Below are 18,769 nucleotides of genomic sequence, written 5' to 3' on the forward strand. Positions count from 1 at the left end.
TATCTCGCGTGCTCAGAGACGTATCTCGCGTGCTTGGAGGCGTAACTCGCGTGTTACGCCTCCAAGCACGCGAGTTACGCGTTTGAGCACGCGAGTTACGCCTTCGGCCTCACTGGCCCCGGTCAGGCAGCGGTGTCCTTCGCCAGCTTCTCGTCGATCTCCGGCAGCCAGAAGCACAGCTCGAACGTCTTCATCGCGGCCCACAGCCCGAGCTTCCGCCCCTGCGACACCAACGTGAGCGACGCGAACAGCAGCAGTACCGCGATCACGGCGGCGGCGAACGGGTGCTTGCCCGCGAAGATCTCGACGATCGCGGCGATGGCGCCGAACAACAGTGGCGGCGCGCAGTTGCGCACCATGAGCCCGGACGCGCGCAGCCGCGTGACGTCGGCCGCGACCTCCTTGTCGTGCAGTTGCAGCGCGCACAGCAGGAGATGCGGGTTCTCCTTCAGGAACGCGCGGTCCTTGGCCTCGGGCATCCGGCGGACGAACTCCTCGGCGGCGTTCCTGCTCCGCCTCCGCGGCAAGATCCGCTCCATCGCTTCGCCGAGGGGGTAGGCCAAATAGCCCAGCAGGAAGCTCAGCACCACGATCACGACGACCAGCACCACGGTGGGCACGCCACCGATGCTCGCCGCGGTCAGGATGTGGAGTTTCGCCCCGAGGTAGCCGAAGAACGCGACGTACAACGCGCCGGGGATGGTGTAGGCGAAGAGATCGAAGACGCCGATCACGAAGTTCACCGGTCCATCCAACCATTTCGGACGCCGGAATGGTCGTGAGTGGCGAAGACGGTTCTAACCGTCCTTATCACTCACGACGACCGCGTCGAGTGCGGCGAGGAACCCGTCCACCGTCTCCCGGTCCCGCACCGCGATCCGCAGGTACCGCGCGTCCAGCCCCGGGAAGGTGTCGCCACGCCGAACGGCGAACCCGCGCTCCCGCAACCTTTCCCGGACACCGTCGGCGCCGGGGAGCCGCACGAGCACGAAAGGCCCCCGAGGTTCGCCGAGCACCTCGACGCCCATCGCGGTCAGGCCCGACACCAGATACTCCCGATCCGCCTCCGCCGCCACCGCCAGCTTTTCGGCTTCCTCCAGCGCCGCCGCACGACAGCACGCCACCACGGCGACGGCGGCGAGGGACGACACCGACCACGGCGGCTGCACCGCGCGCAGACTGTCCACAACGGACTCGTCCGCCAGCACATACCCCGCGCGCAGGCCGGCGATCCCCCAGGTCTTCGTCAGGCTGCGGAGCACCACGAAACCGGGTTGTCCGGCGACGCTTTCGGTCTCGCCGGGGACGGCGTCGAGGAAGGCCTCGTCGACGACCACCAGCCGGCCGGGGCGCCCCAGCTCGAGCAGGTCCGCCGCCGGGTGCAGTACGGAAGTCGGGTTCGTGGGGTTCCCGACGAAGACCAGATCGGCTTCTTCCGGGACGTCGCCCAGCCGGAAACCATCGTCGGGCGACAACACCACCCGGTGCACGGCATGGCCGGCCGCGCGCAGAGCGGCCTCGGGTTCGGTGAACTGCGGGTGCACGACCACCGCGTACGACGGCCGCAAAGCCGTGGCCAGCAACGTGAAGGCCTCGGCCGCGCCGGAGGTCACCAGCACCTGGGACTCGGGCAGCGAATGCCGGGCGGCCACCGCGGCCGTCGCGGCGGTGACGTCCGGATAAGCCGCCAGATCGTCCAGGGCCGCCGCCAGTTCGGCACGCAGCCAAGCGGGCGGCGCCGGGAGGCGGACGTTGACAGCCAGATCGACGAGCCCTTCGCCGACCTCGCGATCACCGTGGTGCCAGAGGTCGTAGTCAGCCATGGGCGTGCACCGCGGCGGCGAACCGTTCGGCGAGTTCGGGGTAACCCGCCCAATGGACGTGCAGGTACGACGCGTGCAGGGACGCCGACGCGAAACCGTCGGGGGTGCGATCCCAGCCCCAGGCCGGGGTCGGGCCGCTGCCGGGTTCGATGAGCGTGCGGTGGAATTCGTGTCCGGTGACGCGCTGGCCCGCGACGGCGAGCACGCTGTCCGTGGGTGCGAAAGCCTTGCGGTAGCCGAGTTTCCCGCGTTTCGTCATGGTGGCCGATGCGCCGAGGACGCCGGTCATCGGCGTGCCGTCGATGTCCTGGCACAGGTACAGCAGCCCGGCGCATTCCGCCACGACGGGCATTCCGTCACCGACGGCCCGCGCCACCGCGGTCCGCAGCGGGACGTTCGCCGACAGTTCCTCGGCGTGCACCTCGGGGAAGCCGCCACCGAAGTACAGCCCGGCGCAGCTCTCGGGGAGTTCCTTGTCCTGCAAAGGATCCACGTCGACGACGTCAACACCGGCGGCCGCGAGCAGTTCGACGGCCTCGGTGTAGCGGAAGGTGAACGCGGGGCCTGCCGCGGCGGCGACCACCGTACGGCGGCCGTCATAAGCGAACGGAGGCCGCCAGGGATCCCCCGAAAGCCGAGACGCCGATCGGGCGACCTGCACGATCGCGCCGAGGTCCACGCCCTCGCTGATCCACGCCGCCAGCTCCGGCAGCAGCCGCGCCGACTCGCTCGCCCGTTCCGCCGCCGGGACCAGGCCGAGGTGACGGCTCGGCGCGTGGATTTCTTCGTTGCGGTACAACGTGCCCAGCAGCGGGACACCGGTCGCCTCCAGCGCGGTGACGATCTCGTCCGCGTGCCGCTGTGAGCCCAGTTTGTTCAGGATGACCCCGGCCAGCCGGACGCGCGTGTCGTACTGAGCGAACCCGAGCACGGTCGCGGCGACACTGCGCGACGCGGCCGAGGCGTCCACGACCAGCACCACCGGCGCGTCCAGCAGCCGCGCGACATGCGCCGTCGACGCGTATCCCTCGGTGCCGAGCGCCCCGTCGAACAGGCCCATCACACCTTCGATGACCGCGATGTCGGCACCGGCGGAACCGTGCCGCAGCAATGGGATCAGCCGATCCTCACCCTGGAGGAACGGGTCGAGGTTGCGCGGCGGCCGTCCGGTGGCGAGGGAGTGGTAGCTCGGGTCGATGAAGTCGGGGCCCACCTTGTGCCCGGAGACCTCGAGACCCCGCGCCCGCAACGCCGCCATCAGGCCCGCGGCGATCGTGGTCTTGCCGTGCCCGGAGCCGGGCGCGGCGATGACCACGCGGTTCACCATTCGATGCCTCGCTGGCCCTTTTGCCCGGCGTCCATCGGATGCTTGACCTTCGTCATCTCGGTGACCAGGTCCGCGGCCTCGATCAGCTCCGGCGGCGCGTACCGGCCGGTGATCACCACGTGCTGGTGGCCGGGGCGCTCCGTCAGCGTCGAGACGACGTCGTCCACTTCGAGCCAGCCCCATTTGAGCAAGTAGCTGAACTCGTCGAGGACGTAGAAGTCGTGGGTCTCGGCTGCGAGACGGCGTTTGATCTCGGCCCAGCCCTCACGCGCGTTCTCGGCGTGGTCTTCTTCGGAACCGGATTTACGCGCCCAGCTCCAGCCTTCGCCCATCTTGTGCCACTCGACCGCGCCACCCTGGCCGGTGTCCTCGTGCAGCTTCCCCAGCGCGCGGAACGCGGCTTCCTCACCGACGCGCCACTTCGCCGACTTGACGAACTGGAACACGCCGATCGACCAACCCTGGTTCCACGCGCGCAGCGCCATCCCGAACGCGGCCGTGGATTTGCCCTTCATCTCGCCGGTGTGCACGGCGAGCAGCGGGCGATTGCGACGCTGACGTGTGGTGAGCCCGTCGTTCGGCACCGTTTCCGGTTTGCCCTGTGGCATTACGCCGCCCTTCCCGAAATACGTGTGCGGACGGCGCCCGCGAGGGTGTCGGCGGCGACCTCGGCGACCGGAACGTGTTCCGCGCCAAGGTGTTCCGCCAGTTCGGCGGCGAGCCCGAGCCGCATTTTCCCGCTCTCGCAGTCCATCACGATCGAGGTCACGTTCCCGGCCAGCAGCCCGGCCGCCTGCCGCGCGCGCTGGACGGCGTCGGCGCCGCTGGTCGCGCGGCCGTCGGTGACGACGACGAGCAGCGGACGCCGCAACGGATCGCGGACCGCTTCGATCCGCAGAACCCTTGCCGCTTCGAGAAGCCCCTCGGCCAGCGGCGTTCGGCCGCCGGTCGCGAGACCGTCCAAACGGGACGCCGCGGCGTCGACACTGATCGTCGGCGGGAGCGCGAGTTCGGCGCCGGAAGCGCGGAAGGTCACCAGACCCACCTTGTCCCGACGCTGGTAGGCGTCGAGCAGCAGCGACAGCACGGCGGTCTTGACCTCGCGCATCCGCTGGCGCGCGCCCATCGAGCCGGACGCGTCGACGCAGAACAGCACCAGGTTGCCCTCCCGCCCTTCCCGCCGCGCGAACCGCAAATCCTGGGGCCGCACTACGAGTCCCGCGCCGCTGCGGCCGCGGGACCGCTGGTGCGGCGCGGCCGCGCGCACGGTCGCGAGCAGATGCGGATGCCCGTCCTTGGTCCCGGCGGGCTGGACGCCGATGGTCCGCCCGTTGTCGGTGATCGCCCGCGAGCGCCGTCCGGCGGCGCCCTCACCGGTGCCCTTCACCTCGAAACGCCTGGCACGGAAGGCTTCCCCGGCGCCGACCGGCTTCTGCTCACCTCCGCTCTGGCCGCCGCCCGACGGCTCCTGGCTTCCGCCCTCCGACGGCGGAGCCTCACCGCCTTCGGGAGGGGTACCGGAACCGGGGCCGTCGTCGTCGGGACCGGGGCCTTCGGGTTCGGCGTCCTGCAACGCCTGCTCCAGTTGCTCCTCGGAGATCCCGGGCGCGTCGAAGGGATTGCGGCGACGCCGGTGCGGCAGCGCGAGCCGGGCCGCGACCCGGACGTCGTCGGTGGTCACCTCGGTGCGCCCGGCCCAGGCGGCGTGCGCGACCGCGGTCCGCGCGGTCACGATATCCGCGCGCATCCCGTCGACCTCGAAGGACGCGCAGACCTCGGCGATCTGCCGCAGCGCGTCGTCGGGCAGTTTGACCGACGGCAGAAGTCGTTGTGCCGCCTCGATGTCCGCGGCGAGTTCGGCGTCGGCCGCGGCGTACTGGCCGGCGAATCCATCGGGATCCGCCTCGTAGGCGAGACGGCGGCGGACGACCTCGACCCGCAGTTCGGGATCCCGGCTGGACGCGACCTCCACGGTGAGCCCGAAGCGGTCCAACAATTGCGGCCGCAGCTCGCCTTCCTCGGGGTTCATCGTGCCGATCAGGACGAACCGGGCCGCGTGCGACACCGAGACACCCTCGCGCTCGACGGTCGCGCGGCCCATCGCGGCGGCGTCGAGCAGCGTGTCGACCAGGTGGTCGTGCAGGAGGTTGACCTCGTCCACGTACAGCAGCCCGCGGTGCGCGGCGGCGAGCAGACCGGGCTGGAAATCGGTGACGCCGTCCGCGAGCGCGCGTTCCAGGTTCAGCGAACCGATCACGCGGTCTTCGGCCGCGCCGACCGGCAGCTCCACGAGCCGCGCGGGACGGCGATGCGCGGGCGAGCCTTCGGCGTGCGGCCCGTCCGGGCAGGCCGGGTCGGGTTCGACGGGATCGCAGGAGAACCGGCACGCGTCCACGACGTCGACGCCGGGCAGCAGACCGGCCAGCGCGCGCACCATCGTCGACTTCGCCGTGCCCTTCTCCCCGCGCACCAGCACCCCGCCGACGGCGGGCGAGATCGAGGAAAGCACCAGCGCCAGGCGCAGATCCGGCATCCCCACAACGGCGGTGAACGGGTACGGCTTCACAGCTCTCCTGTCGTCGACGACCTCTGGCCGATCATCGCATAGGAATCCGGTCGTCTAGCGTGACCGAGGTGCGCGAAAAATCACCCCTGACGGTCGTCGGAATCGGGGCCGACGGCTGGCCCGGCCTGTCCGAGCGGGCCAAGGAGGCACTGCTCGGTGCCGACGTGGTCGTGGGTTCGCCGAGACAGCTCGCGTACCTGCCGGCCGGGATGAAAAGCGAACCCTGGCCCAGCCCGCTCCTCCCCGGTCTGGACGCCTTCCTCGCCGAGAGGGAAGGCCGCGTCTGCGTCCTGGCCAGCGGTGATCCCCTGCTTTCCGGCATCGGCACGACGCTGATCCAGCGCGGCTACGACGTCGAGGTCCTGCCCGCGCTCTCCTCGGTGACGCTCGCCCGCGCGAAGCTCGGCTGGCCGGCGGAGGAGACGGAGGTCGTCACCGTCGTCGGCCGCGCGATCAGCCGGGTGAACCGTGTACTGGCGCCCGGCCGGAAGATCCTCGTCCTCGGTGCGAACGCCGAAGACCTGCTCGAACTGCTCAAAGCCCGCGGTTACGGCAAGAGCCGCGTCACCGCGCTGTCCGACCTCGGCGGCCCGGAAGAGCGTGTCGGCCCCGGCACGCTGACCGTGTTCGCCATCGAGGCCGACGGGCCCGCGCTGCCGCTGACCGGCCTCCCCGACGGCGTCTTCGAGCACGACGGACAGCTCACCAAACGCGATCTCCGCGCGTCCGCGCTGGCCAGGCTCGCGCCGACACCCGGCGAACTGCTGTGGGACGTCGGCGCGGGCGCGGGCAGCGTCGGGATCGAATGGTCCCGCGTGCACCCCCTGAACCGGGCGATCGCGATCGAACGTTCGCCCGAGCGGGTCGCCAGGATCACCCGGAACGCTTACACGCTCGGCGTCCCGGAACTCGACGTGGTGATCGGCGCGGCACCGGAAGCACTCGAAGGGCTGACCAGGCCGCAAGCGATCTTTATCGGCGGCGGGCTGACCGTGCCCGGTGTGCTGGACGCCTGCCTGGCGACCGGCGCGCGGATCGTCGCGCACGGCGTGACCCTCGAATCCGAGCAGGCCTTGGCCCGCGCGTACGGCGAACACGGCGGGGAACTGATCCGCGTCGCCGTCGAACAGGCCGCGCCGCTAGGCGGATTCACCGGCTGGACCCCGGCGCGGGCCGTGACGCAGTGGAGCAAACCTTGACAGTGCACTTCATCGGAGCCGGACCCGGCGCCGCCGACCTCATCACCGTCCGGGGCCGTGACCTGCTCGGCCGCTGCGAAACCTGCCTGTACCCCGGCAGCATGACGCCCACGGACCTGCTCGCCTACTGCCCGGACGACGCGGTGCTCGTCGACACCGCGAACCTCGACCTCCCCGCGATCGTCGAGCGCATGGTGGAGGCCCACGGCAAGGGCCACGAGATCGCGCGGCTCTGCTCCGGCGACCCGTCGATCTACAGCGCGGTCGCCGAACAGATGCGCCGCCTCGACGCGGCCGGCGTTCCCTACGACGTCACGCCGGGCGTGCCCGCGTTCGCCGCCGCGGCCGCGCTGCTCAACCGCGAACTGACCGTGCCCGAGGTCGGGCAAAGCCTGGTCATCACGCGCGCGCAGGCCCGGTCCACCGCCATGCCACCGGGGGAAACACTGGCGAACTTCGCGCGCACCGGCACCACCCTCGCGCTGCATCTGGCGATCAACCGCATCGAGCAGGTAGTCGACGAATTGCGGCCGTTCTACCCCGACGACTGCCCGGCGGCGGTGGTCGCGCTGGCGAGCCAGCCCGGTGAGCAGGTGTTGCGCGGCACGCTCGGCACCATCGCGGCGCAGTCCCGGGAGGCCGGGATCAGCCGCGCGGCGATGATCTTCGTCGGGAAAGTCCTTGCCGCGGAAGGTTATCCCGACAGTTTCCTGTACTCGGCCACCCGTGATCGCGCCAACCAACCGGAGTCGCTGTGAAGAACCTTCGCTGGGGCCTGCTGGCCGCCGGGACCATCGCCGCCGAGTTCGCGGCGGGCGTCGAAGAGAGCAGACACGGTGTCCTCGAAGCCGTCGCCGCGCGATCCGGTGACCGGGCGGCCGAGTTCGCGAGCCGCTTCGAGATCCCGAAATGCTATGGCGCCTACGAAGACCTGCTCGCCGATCCCGGCGTCGACGCGATCTACATCTCGACACCGCATCCCCTGCACGGTGAATGGGCGATCCGCGCGGCCGAAGCCGGCAAGCACATCCTGTGCGAGAAACCGCTGACCATGTCGGTCGCCGAGGCGGAGAAGGTCATCGACGCCGCCCGCGCCAACGACGTCTTCCTCATGGAGGCGTTCATGTACCGGCTGCATCCGCAGATCCGGCGGCTGGCCGAGCTGATCTCCTGCGGCGCCATCGGCGAGGTCCGCGCCGTGGACGTCACCTTCAGCTACAACTTCGCCGTGCCCCGGCTCACCGATCCCGCGCTGGGCGGCGGCGGGATCTTCGACGTCGGCTGTTACTGCACGTCGCTCGCGCGGCTGGTCTCGCAGGCGGCGACCGGGCAGGACGTCGTCGAGCCCGAAGAGGTGCTCGGGATGGCGAGGCTCGACGAAAACGGCGTCGACGAGGTCTCGTTCGGGCTCCTGCGGCTGCCCGGCGGGATCCTCGCGCAACTGGCCTGCGGTTTCCAGCTCACGCAGGACGACCACATCCGCGTGTACGGCTCGGAAGGGCAGCTGTACGTGCCGAAACCGGCTTGGATCCACGAGATGCGCAAGCCGAGGACCTCGCAGATCATCCTCACGCCCGAAGGCGGCGAGCCCGAGGTGATAGAGGTCGAAGCGACTCAAGGCCTCTTCGCTCGCGAAGCCGACCACGTCGCCACACACCTCGAAGACCGGCAGGCGCCCGAACTCACCTGGGCGGAGACGCTCGCGAACCTGCGCACGCTGGAGCGGTGGCGCGCGGCCGTGGCGCGATGACGTTGCTGATCCTGGGCGGCACCGGCGAAGCACGCGAGCTCGCGAAGGAACTCGTGGCGCGGGGCGAGCACGTCGTGTCGTCACTCGCCGGCCGCGTCGCGCGCCCGAAGCTGCCTCACGGCGAGACCCGCGTCGGCGGCTTCGGCGGCCCGGAGGGTCTCGCGCGCTGGCTGACCGAGAACGACGTCGACGCGGTGATCGACGCCACGCATCCCTTCGCCGAACGCATCGGCGCCAACGCGGCCATCGCGGCACGGGAAACCGGCACCCCGTTGCTCAGGCTCGCCCGGCCCGGCTGGACCGAACAGCCCGGCGACGCCTGGCACTGGGCCGACGACCTCGACCACGCCGCGCGGCTGCTCCCGGCGCTCGGTGACCGCGTGTTCCTCACCAGCGGACGGCAAGGGCTCACCGCCTTCGCCGGGCTGGATCTCTGGTTCCTGATCCGCTGCGTCGACCCGCCCGAGGTGCCGCTCCCCCGGCGTCACGAGATCCTGCTGGACCGCGGGCCGTACACGGTGGAGAAGGAACGCGCGCTCATGCGGCGGCACGGCATCGAGGTTCTCGTCACCAAGGACAGCGGCGGCGAGATGACCGCGGCGAAGCTCACGGCCGCCCGCGGGCTCGGCGTTCCGGTGGTCGTCGTCCGACGGCCGTCGCGGCCGGAAACGGCCAGCGTAACGACAGTTCAGGACGCCATAACCTGGTTGAGCGGCACGGCGAAGGGCAGCCCTGCGTAAGCCGTTCGGAGCAGACCCGTTAGCGTTGCGCCGATGCGTCTGATCGCTGTCACGCTGGGGTTGCTGTCCGCCTTGTGCGCGTTGGCTTTCCCCTTCCTGCCGGTGGTGCAGGACACAGCGGAGGTCGTCTGGCCAACGGGCGGCGACACCCGCTCCGTCAACGCGCCCTTGACCGGGTACTGGGCGCAGGACCTGCGCGTCGACCTGCCGTGCACGACCGTCCGGTCGCTGGACGCGCGTTCGCAGGGTCAGGCACTGTTGTTCTCCACCGTGCCCGACGGCCGCACCGACCCGCGCGCGGGCAAGGGCGTCGGCCTGCAACTGCGGATCGACAACGGCGTGCTGCTCGCCTCCAGCCAAGGGCAGCAGATCGTTCAGCAGCCGCTCCCGGAGAACAACTGCGACGTCAAACTGTCGGCCGACGCGAACCAGATGACGCTGACCGTCGCCAAGACCGTGGTATTCCACGCCGAGGGCGACGTCCGGCCGCGGCTGGTCGGGATCTACTCGTCGATCAACGCGGGCAAGGACCCGATCGCCGGACTGCACGTCTCGGTCGTCCCGGACACCCGCTACCAGACCTCGCCGACCGTGTGGAAGTGGATCATCGGCGTCATCGCGGCGCTGTCGTTCATCGGCTGCCTGATCGCGGTGTGGCGGATGGACTCCGGGTTCGCCCGCCGCGCGCCGCGCTGGGCGCCGGTCGGCTGGTGGCGCCTGACCGCCCGCGACGCGACGGTGATCATCGCGCTCGGCGCATGGGTCTTCATCGGCCCGGTCACCTCCGACGACGGCTACATCCTCACGATGTCGAGAGTGGCCGAAGAGACCGGCTACCTGACGAACTACCACCGCTGGTTCGGGGTCGCCGAGGCGCCGTTCGGCTGGTTCTACCACGTGTACCAGCTGATGGCGCACGTCAGCACGGTGCCGCCGTGGATCCGGCTCCCGTCGTTCCTGCTCGGCGTGCTGAGCTGGCTGCTGATCAGCCGCGAGGTCATGCCGCGCCTGGGCACGCAGGTCCGCACGAGCCGCGCCGCCGGCTGGGCCGCCGCCGCGGTGTTCCTGGTCTGGTGGATGCCGTTCAACAACGGTGTCCGGCCCGAACCGGTCGCCGCGCTGGGCTCGCTGCTGGCGATCTGCGCCGTCGAGCGCGCGCTGGTGACCCGCCGCCTGCTGCCGTTGTGCCTCGGCCTGACCGCCGCCGGCTTCACCCTGGCCGCGACGCCGACCGGGCTGATCGCGGTGGCGCCGTTCCTGGTCGCCGCTCGCCCGCTGTACAAACTGGTCCGCCAGCGCGCCGAGAACGGCTGGCTCCCGGTGCTCGCGCCGGTGCTGGCCGCCGGGCTGCTGGTGCTGGTCGTGGTGTTCGCCGACCAGACCTTCGCCACCGTGCAGGAGGCGACCCGGATCCGCACCCTGGTCGGCCCGAACCTGTCGTGGTTCCAGGAACTCGCGCGCTACCAGCTGCTCTTCGAAAGCCTGCCGGACGGCTCCGTGCCACGCCGGTTCCCCGTGCTGCTGGTGCTGCTGTGCACCGGGACCTGCCTGGTGGTGCTGCTGCGCCGCGGCCGGATCCCCGGCGCCGCGCTCGGCCCCAGCCGCCGCCTGATCGGCACGGTCGCGCTGTTCTTCCTGCTGCTGGCGCTGACCCCGACCAAGTGGACGCACCACTTCGGCGCGTTCGCCGCGGTCGGCGCGGCGATGGCGGCCTTGACCGCGCTGGCGACCAGTTCGACGGTGCTGAGGTCCAGGCGCAACCGCGCCGCGTTCCTCGCCGGGCTGCTCGTGGTCGGCGCGCTGGCCGCGACCGGGCCCAACTCGTACTGGTTCGTCTCGAAACTCGGCGTGCAGTGGACGGCGGTGGCGCCGTCGATCGGCGGGATCCAGCTGTCGACGATCCTGCTGGTCGCGGCCGCGATCTCCGGGGTGTACGCGTTCGTGGAGAACGTCCGCGCACACCGGCCCGGCCTGCAGGCGGGGCCTCAGGAAGGACGGAGCCGGTCGCTACGGCTCGGTTCGCTCTCGCTGGTGGTCGTCTGCGGTCTGATGGCGACGGGCGAATTCGTCAGCATGGCGTGGGCGATCCACAACCAGTCGGGGTCCTACAGCCTCGGCGCCGCGAACTTCGGGCATCTGTTCGGCAAGAGCTGCAACCTTTCCGACCACGTGATGGTGGAACGCGACGCCGCGACCAGCATCCTGCGCACCCAGCCCGAACAGCGGACGGTGCCGGTGAAGAAGGAAGAGCCGCCTGCCGGGCAGACCCCGCCGCCGCTGCCCGATCCCGAACAGGACAACGGCCGCGTGCAGACCGGGTTCCACACCCGCGCGATCGACGACAAGGATCCGCTGGCCGAGCCGCCGCACGGGTTCAAACCCGACGAAGTCCCCATGTGGAGCAGCTTCCTCGACCCCGAGACGCGGGCCGGACGGCTGCGCAGCGACTGGTACGCCCTCTCCGAGAAGCCCGCCGACGGCCAGATCGTGGTCGCCACCGCGGGCGCGGCCCGGCGGCCGACGTCGGTCAGCCTCGATTACGGCGTGAACACCAGCGAAGGCGTGAAGGTCGTCCGCAGCCAGTTCGTGCTGCCGCCGGGAGCCGGGACCAACGGCTGGAACGACACCCGGATCAACCTGCGCGACCTCCCCGCCGAGACGACGTCCGTGCGGATCAACATCGTCGACAACGACCTCACCGAGGACGGCTGGATCGCCGCGTCCGCGCCGCGCGTGCCGACGTTCACCACGCTGACCGAGAAGATCGCGGGCAAGCAGGTGTACGTCGACTGGCCGGCGTCGTTCGTCTACCCGTGCGTGCAGCCGGTGACCTCGCACGACGGCATCTCGAAGATGCCCGACTACCGGATCACCCCCGGCACCGTCGCCGACGAGGCGAACTGGGCGTCCAGCACCAACGGCGGCCCGATCGGCTGGCTCGAAGAGGTCGCGGCCGAACCCGAGGTGCCCAGCTACCTGATCGGCCAGCCGAGCCAGTCCTGGGGCCAGCTGTTGCAGGTCGAGCCGTTCACCGAGGGCATCGCGCCGACGATCGTCCACGGCGAGAAGGTCGTCCCCGGCTGGTGGTCTCCGGGGCCGGGTCCGCGGCAACCGAACGGCAAGGACCCGACGCGCTAAGTCGTCACTCGCGTGCTTGAAGCCGTAACTCACGTGATTGGAGGCGTAACTCGTGAGTTACGCCTCCAATCACGCGAGTGCGGTCTCTGATCACGCGAGTTACGAGTTCAGGCCCGCCAGTGCGGGCGGGAGCGGGCCTTCGTGCAGGACGCCGAGGCGCTGCGTAGCGCGCGTGAGCGCGACGTAGAGCTCAGCGGCACCGCGCGGGCCGTCGGCGAGGATCCGCTCCGGGTCCACGACGAGGACGGCGTCGAACTCGAGCCCCTTCGTCTCCGACGCGGGCACCGTGCCCGGCACCCCGGGCGGGCCGATCACGACGCTGGTGCCTTCACGCCCGGCTTCGTCCTTGACGAACTCCTCGATGGCACCGGCGAGGGATTCCCCGGAGACCTGCCGCGCCCACGGCCGGACCCCGTTGGACCGGACAGACTCCGGCGCCCGGACGTCCGGCGCGAACTCGGCGAGCACCGACGCGGCGACGGCCATGATCTCCGCCGGGGTGCGGTAGTTCACCGTCAGCGACCGGTAGACCCAGCGCCCCGGCACGTACGGCTTCAGCATCGCGTCCCACGATCGCGCCCCGGCCTCGGACCGGCGCTGCGCCAGATCGCCGACGACGGTGAACGACCGGTTGGGACAGCGCCGCATCAGCACCCGCCAGTCCAATTCGGACAGTTCCTGCGCTTCGTCGACCACGACGTGCCGGTACGTCCAGTCCCGGTCGGCGGAGGCGCGTTCGACGAGGCTGCGCGTGTCGTGCTCGACGAACCGGTCGGCGAGTTCGTCGGCGAAGAGGAGGTTCTCCGCCGACAGCATGACGTCCTCGTCCATCTCCTCGCGGTCGAGTTTCATCGTGTCGAGCACACCTTCGGCGTACTCGGCTTCGGCCTTCTTCTCCCGCGCGAGCGCCTTCTCCGCCGCCGCGTCCGCCGTCTTGTCGCGGCCGAGCAGGTCGACGAGTTCGTCGAGCAGCGGCATGTCCGACACCGTCCAGGCTTCCCCCTCGGCACGCAGCAACACCTGGTCCGCACCCGCCGCGCGAAGCCGCTCCGAGGACGAAAGCAGCGAGCCCAGCAGGCTTTCGGGCGTCAGGATCGGCCAGAGTTCGTCGAGCGCGGTGGTGAACGTCTCGCTCTCCGCCAGTTCCTTCAGCAGGTCCTTCCGCAGCCGCTCCCATTCGTCGCGGTCGTCCCGGCTCAGCCAGCCACGCCCGATCCGCGCGATCGCCCGCTCGGTCAGGACGTAGGTGACGATGTCGATGAACGTCCCGCGCGCCTCGTTGTGCGGGAGACCGCTCTTGCGCGCCTCGTCCCTTGCCCATTCCGCGGTCTCGGCGTCGATCCGGACGGTGACGTCGGCGAGATCGATCAGCACCGGCTCCTCCGGCAGCCGCTGGCGATCGGCGACGGCGGCCTTGAGGACGTCCAGCATCTTCAGCGAACCCTTGAGCCGGGTGGCTTCGGGGCCGTCCTCGGCGGTGACATGCTTGCCGGGGACGAAATCACCGGTGGTCATGAACACCACGTCGGTCTCGCCCAGCGACGGCAGGACCCGGCCGATGTGGTGCAGGAACGCCGGATTCGGCCCGACCACGAGCACGCCGTGGCGTTCCATCCGCTCGCGCTGCGTGTACAGCAGGTACGCGACGCGGTGCAGCGCCACCACGGTCTTCCCGGTACCCGGCCCGCCCTCGATCACCAGCACCCCGGGGTGTTCGTGCCGGATGATCTCGTCCTGTTCGGACTGGATCGTCGCGACGATGTCCCGCATCCCCTCGCCACGCGGCGCGTTGACGGCCGCCAGCAGCGCCGCGTCGCCCTCCGCGTCGCCGCCGGGGCGGCCGAACACCTCGTCGGTGAAGCCGAGCAGCTCGCGCCCGTGCGTGTGGAACTGACGGCGACGGCGCATCTTCTCCGGCGTCGCGGCGGTCGCGGTGTAGAACGGGCGCGCCGCCGGTGCCCGCCAGTCGAGCAGCACCGGTTCGTAGTCGTTCTCCTCGTCGAAGAGCCCGATGCGGCCGATGTACGAGGTCTCCCCCGCGAGACTGTCGAGCCTGCCGAAGCACAGCCCGTTGTCGACGACGTCCAGCCGCCGCGACTCCCTGGCCAGCGCGCGCACCTCGACGTCGCGTTCCATGGCCGTCCCGCCGGTTCCGCCCAGCGCCGCCTGGAACTCCCCCTTCACCCGCGCGCGTTCGGCGTCCAGGCGCGTGTAGAGCCCGGCGACGTATTCGCGTTCGGACCGCAGCTCTTCTTCATGACCCTGAGTTGACACAGACTCCCATTTCGCCAGGTTTCGACTACGGCGAGTGAGTCTGAGGCATCACCGGGGTCTTGTGGCAAGTCCCCCCATGCGCTATATGTTTATTACGGAGGGAGTTACTCCGTCTCTTTCTCGGTCCTGTCGGGCCATCGTCCACGTAAGTCGGCGGCGTTCCTTTGCCGAGACTCGGGACCCATCGCGTGTCGCGAAAGCCACTTTCGAGACACCTGACGTCCCGAAAGTGGCTTTCGCGACACGCGACGACCGGGCAGCCCGCCCTCATCCGCACGGCGGCGTGTATTCGAGCCCCGGGAAATACCGCTCCCACTCCTCCCGCGTGATCCTCGGCGTCGCCAGCGCGCAGATCTCCTCGCTCACGCGGTCCGTGTTCGTCTGCCACAGCTGGACGCCGCTGCTCCCGATCGCGAGCGTATGCCCGTCGTCCCGGTACACCAGCGAGTTGACCGTCGCCGCGAACCCGGTGAGCTGCGCTTTCTCCACCGGTTTCCGCGGATCGGCGATATCCCAGACGCGCACCGTCCGGAACGCCGAAGCCGCCAGCTCCCGGCCGGACGGCCCGAACGCGATATGCCCGACGCCTTCGGCATTGCCGCCCAGTTTCGACAGCCGCACGGGGTGCGCGCGATCCGCGATGTCCCACAGGTAGACGTTCCGGTCGCTGCTGCCCGCGGCCACCGTGCGGCCGTCCGGGCTGACGGCCGCCTTGAACACGGCCCCGGCGTCGGGCTTCAGCGTCGACGCCAGCCCTGGGCGCCGGGGATCGGTGACGTCCCACAGGGTCACCGCGGACGAATCCGGCCCTTGGGCCGCCACGAGCGTCCGCCCGTCCGGGGTGAACGCGAGCGACCACACGGTGCCGTCCCCGACCGGGAGGACCCGCGGCTCGGCGAACCGGCCGGGATCACCGACGTCCCAGAGCTGCACCGGACCGTCGTCGTGGCCGGAGGCGAAGGTCTTCCCGTCGGGACTGAACGCGAGCGAGTACGTGGGCTTCACCTCGGTCGACGCCAGCAGCCGCGGCGCCACCGGATCGGCGATGTCCCAGCGCTGGAGCACGAACGTCCCGCCGACACCGGCGCCGGCGTGCGCGGCCAGCGCGAGGCTTCGCCGGTCCGGGCTCAGCGCGACGGCGGTGACGGTGGCCGGGCCGGGGAGTTTCGAGAGCTGTCTCGGCGCACGGAGATCGTCCATCGCCCAGAGCCGCGCGTCGTCCCCCGCGGTGACGAGGATCCGCCCCTGTTCGGTGAACGCGCCGGCGTTCCAGCCCACGCTCGAAGCCAGCGCCAGTTCGCCGACGTCCTGCAGCCGCACGGTGCGGTCGGCGCTGGCGGACACGATGGTCTTGCCGTCCGGGGAGAACGCGGTCCACCAGATGGCGTTCGTATGCCCCGAAAGGGGCGGCAGTTCCTTCGCCGGACCCGTGACGTCCCAGAGCCGCACGGACTGGTCGTCCCCCGCCGTCACCACCAGCCTGCCGCTCGGGCTGAACCCGGCCGCCCAGACCACGGCCGGGGTGGTCAGCGTCGACAGCGGCCGCGGCGCCGCAGGATCGGCGACGTCCCAGAGCTTCGCGGTGCGGTCCCAGCTGGTGGTGAGCAGCCGCCGCCCGTCCGGGCTCCACGCCGGGGTGAGCTGGAGGTCCTTGTGTCCGGAAAGGACGGAGCGCCGCCGTGGCGCGGACGGCGCCGTGACGTCCCAGAGCTCCGCCGTCCAGTTCGTGCTCGTGACCGCGAGCATCGTGCCGTCGGGATTGAACACGGCGCGTTCGAGTTCGGGAGCCGGGATACCGCCGAGCGGTTTCGGCGTGCCGAGGTCCCCGACGTCGGTGAGCAGGACGGTGCGGTCGACCGAACCCGTGGCGAGCCGGCGGCCGTCCGGGCTGAAATCGAGGGAGAGCAACGTGTTCCGGTGCCCGGTGACGTCCGCCATCCGCACCGGGTTCCGCGGATCGGTCAGCTCCCACAGCCGGACCCGGTGATCCCGGGTGGTGGTCGCCAGCGCCCGCCCGTCGCGGCTGAACGCCAGCGGCCCGCGGATTTCCTCCGATCCGGGCAGCGTCGCCAGGAGCGCCGGATGCCGCGTGTCGGCGATCGACCACACCTGCGTCGCCCGGTAGTTGTCCGAAGTGACCATCAGCTGCCCGCTCAGCGCGACGGTGACCTCGCCGGGGTCGAAGACCATCCGGGTGGGGAACGGCGCCGCCATGGCCGCGAGCAGACCGTCATGGGTCTCCTGGATCGGCGCGAGCCGGTACGCGGCGAGGCTGAGCTGCGTGGACAGCGCCGGGTTCGAGTCCCGCAGCGCCTTCGCGTCGACGACGGCCTTGCGCGCGAGTGCCACATTCCGCTGATCGGTGGCGGTCCGCCCGGCATCGACGGCGTATCCGACGGCGACCCCCGCGAGGAGCAGCAGGACGCCGAGGAGCGCGACGAGCCTTCGCAGCCTCCGCGTCCGTTTGCGGCCGACAGCTGTCTCCTCGGCTTCGGCGTCCAGCCCGGCCTGGAGGAACTGCCGCTCGCGTGCGCTCAGCGCGCCGGGCTCCCGCTCCGCCCATTCCGCCGCGCGCCCCAGCCGCGTGCCCCGGTACAGGCTGCCCTTGTCGCGATCCAGCGATTCCCACAGCTCGGTCGCTTCGGCGAGCTGACGATGCAGCCGGTGCCCTTCGCGGTCCTCCGCGAGCCAGTCGCGCAGCCGCGGCCAACCGCGGATCAACGCCTCGTGGGCGATCTCGACACCGTCGCGGTCGAGGACCAGCAGACGTGCCTCGGCGAGGCGTTCGAGGACCTCCGTGGTCGCCGGGTCGTCGTCGAGTTCGCGGCGGTTGAGACGGCGCTTCGTGTCTTCGGTGCCTTCGCCGAGCGCGGTCAGCCGTAGGAAGATCTGCCGCACGAGGCGCTGTCTGTCCGGCTCCAGATCCGTGTAGACGGCCTCGGCGGTCTGCGCGATCGCGTTGAGGATCCCGCCCGCCGCCTCGTAGGCCGCGCTGGTCAGCGTGATCCCCTGGCGCCGCCGCCAGGTCTCGAGCAACGCGTGCGAGACCAGCGGGAGCATGGCGGGCTGGCCGGTGGCATCGGCGACGAGCGTCGTGACCAGCGCCGCCTCGACCCGGCAGCCCGCGCGGACGGCGGGTTCGACGATCGCGGTCCGGAGCTCGTCGGCGGTCATCGGGCCGACCATCACCTGCGCGTCGGTGAGCGCCTCGACCAGACCGGCGTGACGGCAGAGGTGACCGTAGAAATCCGCGCGGACACCGAGGACGACCCGCGTCCCGTGCTCGTCGCGGGCGAGCGCGAGCAGCGCGTCGACGAATTTCTCGCGTTCGGCCTGGTCCCGGCAGAGCGTGTAGACCTCCTCGAACTGGTCGACGATCAGCAGCCGTCCCTCGGCGTCGAGGTCCTCTTCGAGCGGATGCGCGCCCGGTGTGCGGAGGACGACCGGACGTTCGCTCGACGCCGCCAGCCCGGCCCTCAGAACGGACGACTTCCCCGAACCCGAAGCACCGAAGACGCCGACGAGGCGTCGTTCCGCGAGCTTGCCTGCCAGTTCGGCGACCAGCCGCTCGCGGCCGAAGAAGCGGGCGGCGTCGGCCGTCTGGAACGCGGCCAGCCCCAGGTACGGCAGTTCGGTTTCGTCGCGTTCGCCCGCGGCCGCGGCGAGCCCGGCGGCGACCGTGCGCCAGCGCTGCTCCCATGCCGGGACGTCGCCGCCGCACGCGGTGACGTACGCGGTCGTCACCGCGAGCCCCGGCAGCTTCCGTCCGCCGGCGGCTTCGGAGAGCGCGGCGGCCGAGTAACCCGCACGGGTCGAAAGCTCGCGGTACGTCGGGCCTCCGGCCTTCTCGCGAAGCAGCCGAAGGTCCGCCGCGAAGCTCACGACGACGTCGTCGCCCGGCCCCAGCGGACGCTCGCGTCTCGGCACCAGGCCCCCCTGATCGTCGAAGCGC

At 70.9% G+C, this 18,769-nt stretch carries 12 protein-coding genes; 5 read left to right on the forward strand and 7 right to left on the reverse strand.

Annotated features, from left to right (window positions below; genetic code table 11):
* Window positions 1–122 precede the first annotated feature (122 nt).
* Genes ACXIZN_RS23990 through ACXIZN_RS24010 form a run of 5 tightly spaced genes read right to left on the reverse strand, consistent with a single transcriptional unit; the run spans window position 123 to window position 5,716 of the window.
* The gene (locus tag ACXIZN_RS23990; protein WP_457956999.1) at window positions 123–743 is read right to left on the reverse strand and encodes a hypothetical protein; all 621 of its coding nucleotides are present in this window, start codon (window positions 741–743) and stop codon (window positions 123–125) included.
* A gap of 54 nt (window positions 744–797) precedes the next feature.
* Window positions 798–1,823, reverse strand: coding sequence for an Rv2231c family pyridoxal phosphate-dependent protein CobC (gene cobC, locus ACXIZN_RS23995; protein ID WP_457957000.1), 1,026 nt, complete (start codon window positions 1,821–1,823; stop codon window positions 798–800).
* A complete protein-coding gene (locus ACXIZN_RS24000) occupies window positions 1,816–3,150 on the reverse strand; it encodes a cobyrinate a,c-diamide synthase (RefSeq protein WP_457957001.1) in 1,335 nt (444 codons plus the stop codon). Before ACXIZN_RS24000 ends, cobC begins: the two co-directional genes overlap by 8 nt.
* The gene (cobO, locus tag ACXIZN_RS24005) at window positions 3,144–3,758 is read right to left on the reverse strand and encodes a cob(I)yrinic acid a,c-diamide adenosyltransferase (protein ID WP_457957002.1); all 615 of its coding nucleotides are present in this window, start codon (window positions 3,756–3,758) and stop codon (window positions 3,144–3,146) included. The genes ACXIZN_RS24000 and cobO overlap by 7 nt, the downstream gene beginning before the upstream one ends.
* The gene (locus tag ACXIZN_RS24010; RefSeq protein WP_457957003.1) at window positions 3,758–5,716 is read right to left on the reverse strand and encodes a putative cobaltochelatase; all 1,959 of its coding nucleotides are present in this window, start codon (window positions 5,714–5,716) and stop codon (window positions 3,758–3,760) included. Before ACXIZN_RS24010 ends, cobO begins: the two co-directional genes overlap by 1 nt.
* Before the next feature lie 59 nt (window positions 5,717–5,775).
* Here ACXIZN_RS24010 and cbiE point away from each other — a divergent pair, with 59 nt between their 5' ends.
* The 5 genes from cbiE to ACXIZN_RS24035 are packed head-to-tail and all read left to right on the forward strand — an operon-like array spanning window position 5,776 to window position 12,543.
* Window positions 5,776–6,915, forward strand: coding sequence for a precorrin-6y C5,15-methyltransferase (decarboxylating) subunit CbiE (gene cbiE / locus ACXIZN_RS24015; protein ID WP_457957004.1), 1,140 nt, complete (start codon window positions 5,776–5,778; stop codon window positions 6,913–6,915).
* A complete protein-coding gene (cobM, locus tag ACXIZN_RS24020) occupies window positions 6,912–7,673 on the forward strand; it encodes a precorrin-4 C(11)-methyltransferase (RefSeq protein WP_457957005.1) in 762 nt (253 codons plus the stop codon). The genes cbiE and cobM overlap by 4 nt, the downstream gene beginning before the upstream one ends.
* Window positions 7,670–8,665: a Gfo/Idh/MocA family protein gene (locus ACXIZN_RS24025; protein ID WP_457957006.1), complete on the forward strand. Its 996-nt coding sequence runs from the start codon at window positions 7,670–7,672 to the stop codon at window positions 8,663–8,665. Before cobM ends, ACXIZN_RS24025 begins: the two co-directional genes overlap by 4 nt.
* Complete coding sequence (locus tag ACXIZN_RS24030) at window positions 8,662–9,405, forward strand: cobalt-precorrin-6A reductase (protein WP_457960586.1); 744 nt, start codon at window positions 8,662–8,664, stop codon at window positions 9,403–9,405. Before ACXIZN_RS24025 ends, ACXIZN_RS24030 begins: the two co-directional genes overlap by 4 nt.
* A gap of 33 nt (window positions 9,406–9,438) precedes the next feature.
* A complete protein-coding gene (locus ACXIZN_RS24035; RefSeq protein ID WP_457957007.1) occupies window positions 9,439–12,543 on the forward strand; it encodes an arabinosyltransferase domain-containing protein in 3,105 nt (1,034 codons plus the stop codon).
* A 99-nt stretch (window positions 12,544–12,642) separates the two neighbouring features.
* Here ACXIZN_RS24035 and helR read toward each other — a convergent pair whose 3' ends face one another.
* Complete coding sequence (helR, locus tag ACXIZN_RS24040; protein WP_457957008.1) at window positions 12,643–14,817, reverse strand: RNA polymerase recycling motor ATPase HelR; 2,175 nt, start codon at window positions 14,815–14,817, stop codon at window positions 12,643–12,645.
* A 267-nt stretch (window positions 14,818–15,084) separates the two neighbouring features.
* Entirely contained in the window at window positions 15,085–18,744 is a 3,660-nt protein-coding gene (locus tag ACXIZN_RS24045; RefSeq protein ID WP_457957009.1) for an nSTAND1 domain-containing NTPase, read from the reverse strand.
* Window positions 18,745–18,769: the final 25 nt, after the last annotated feature.

The sequence above is a fragment of the Amycolatopsis sp. TRM77291 genome (assembly GCF_054166285.1).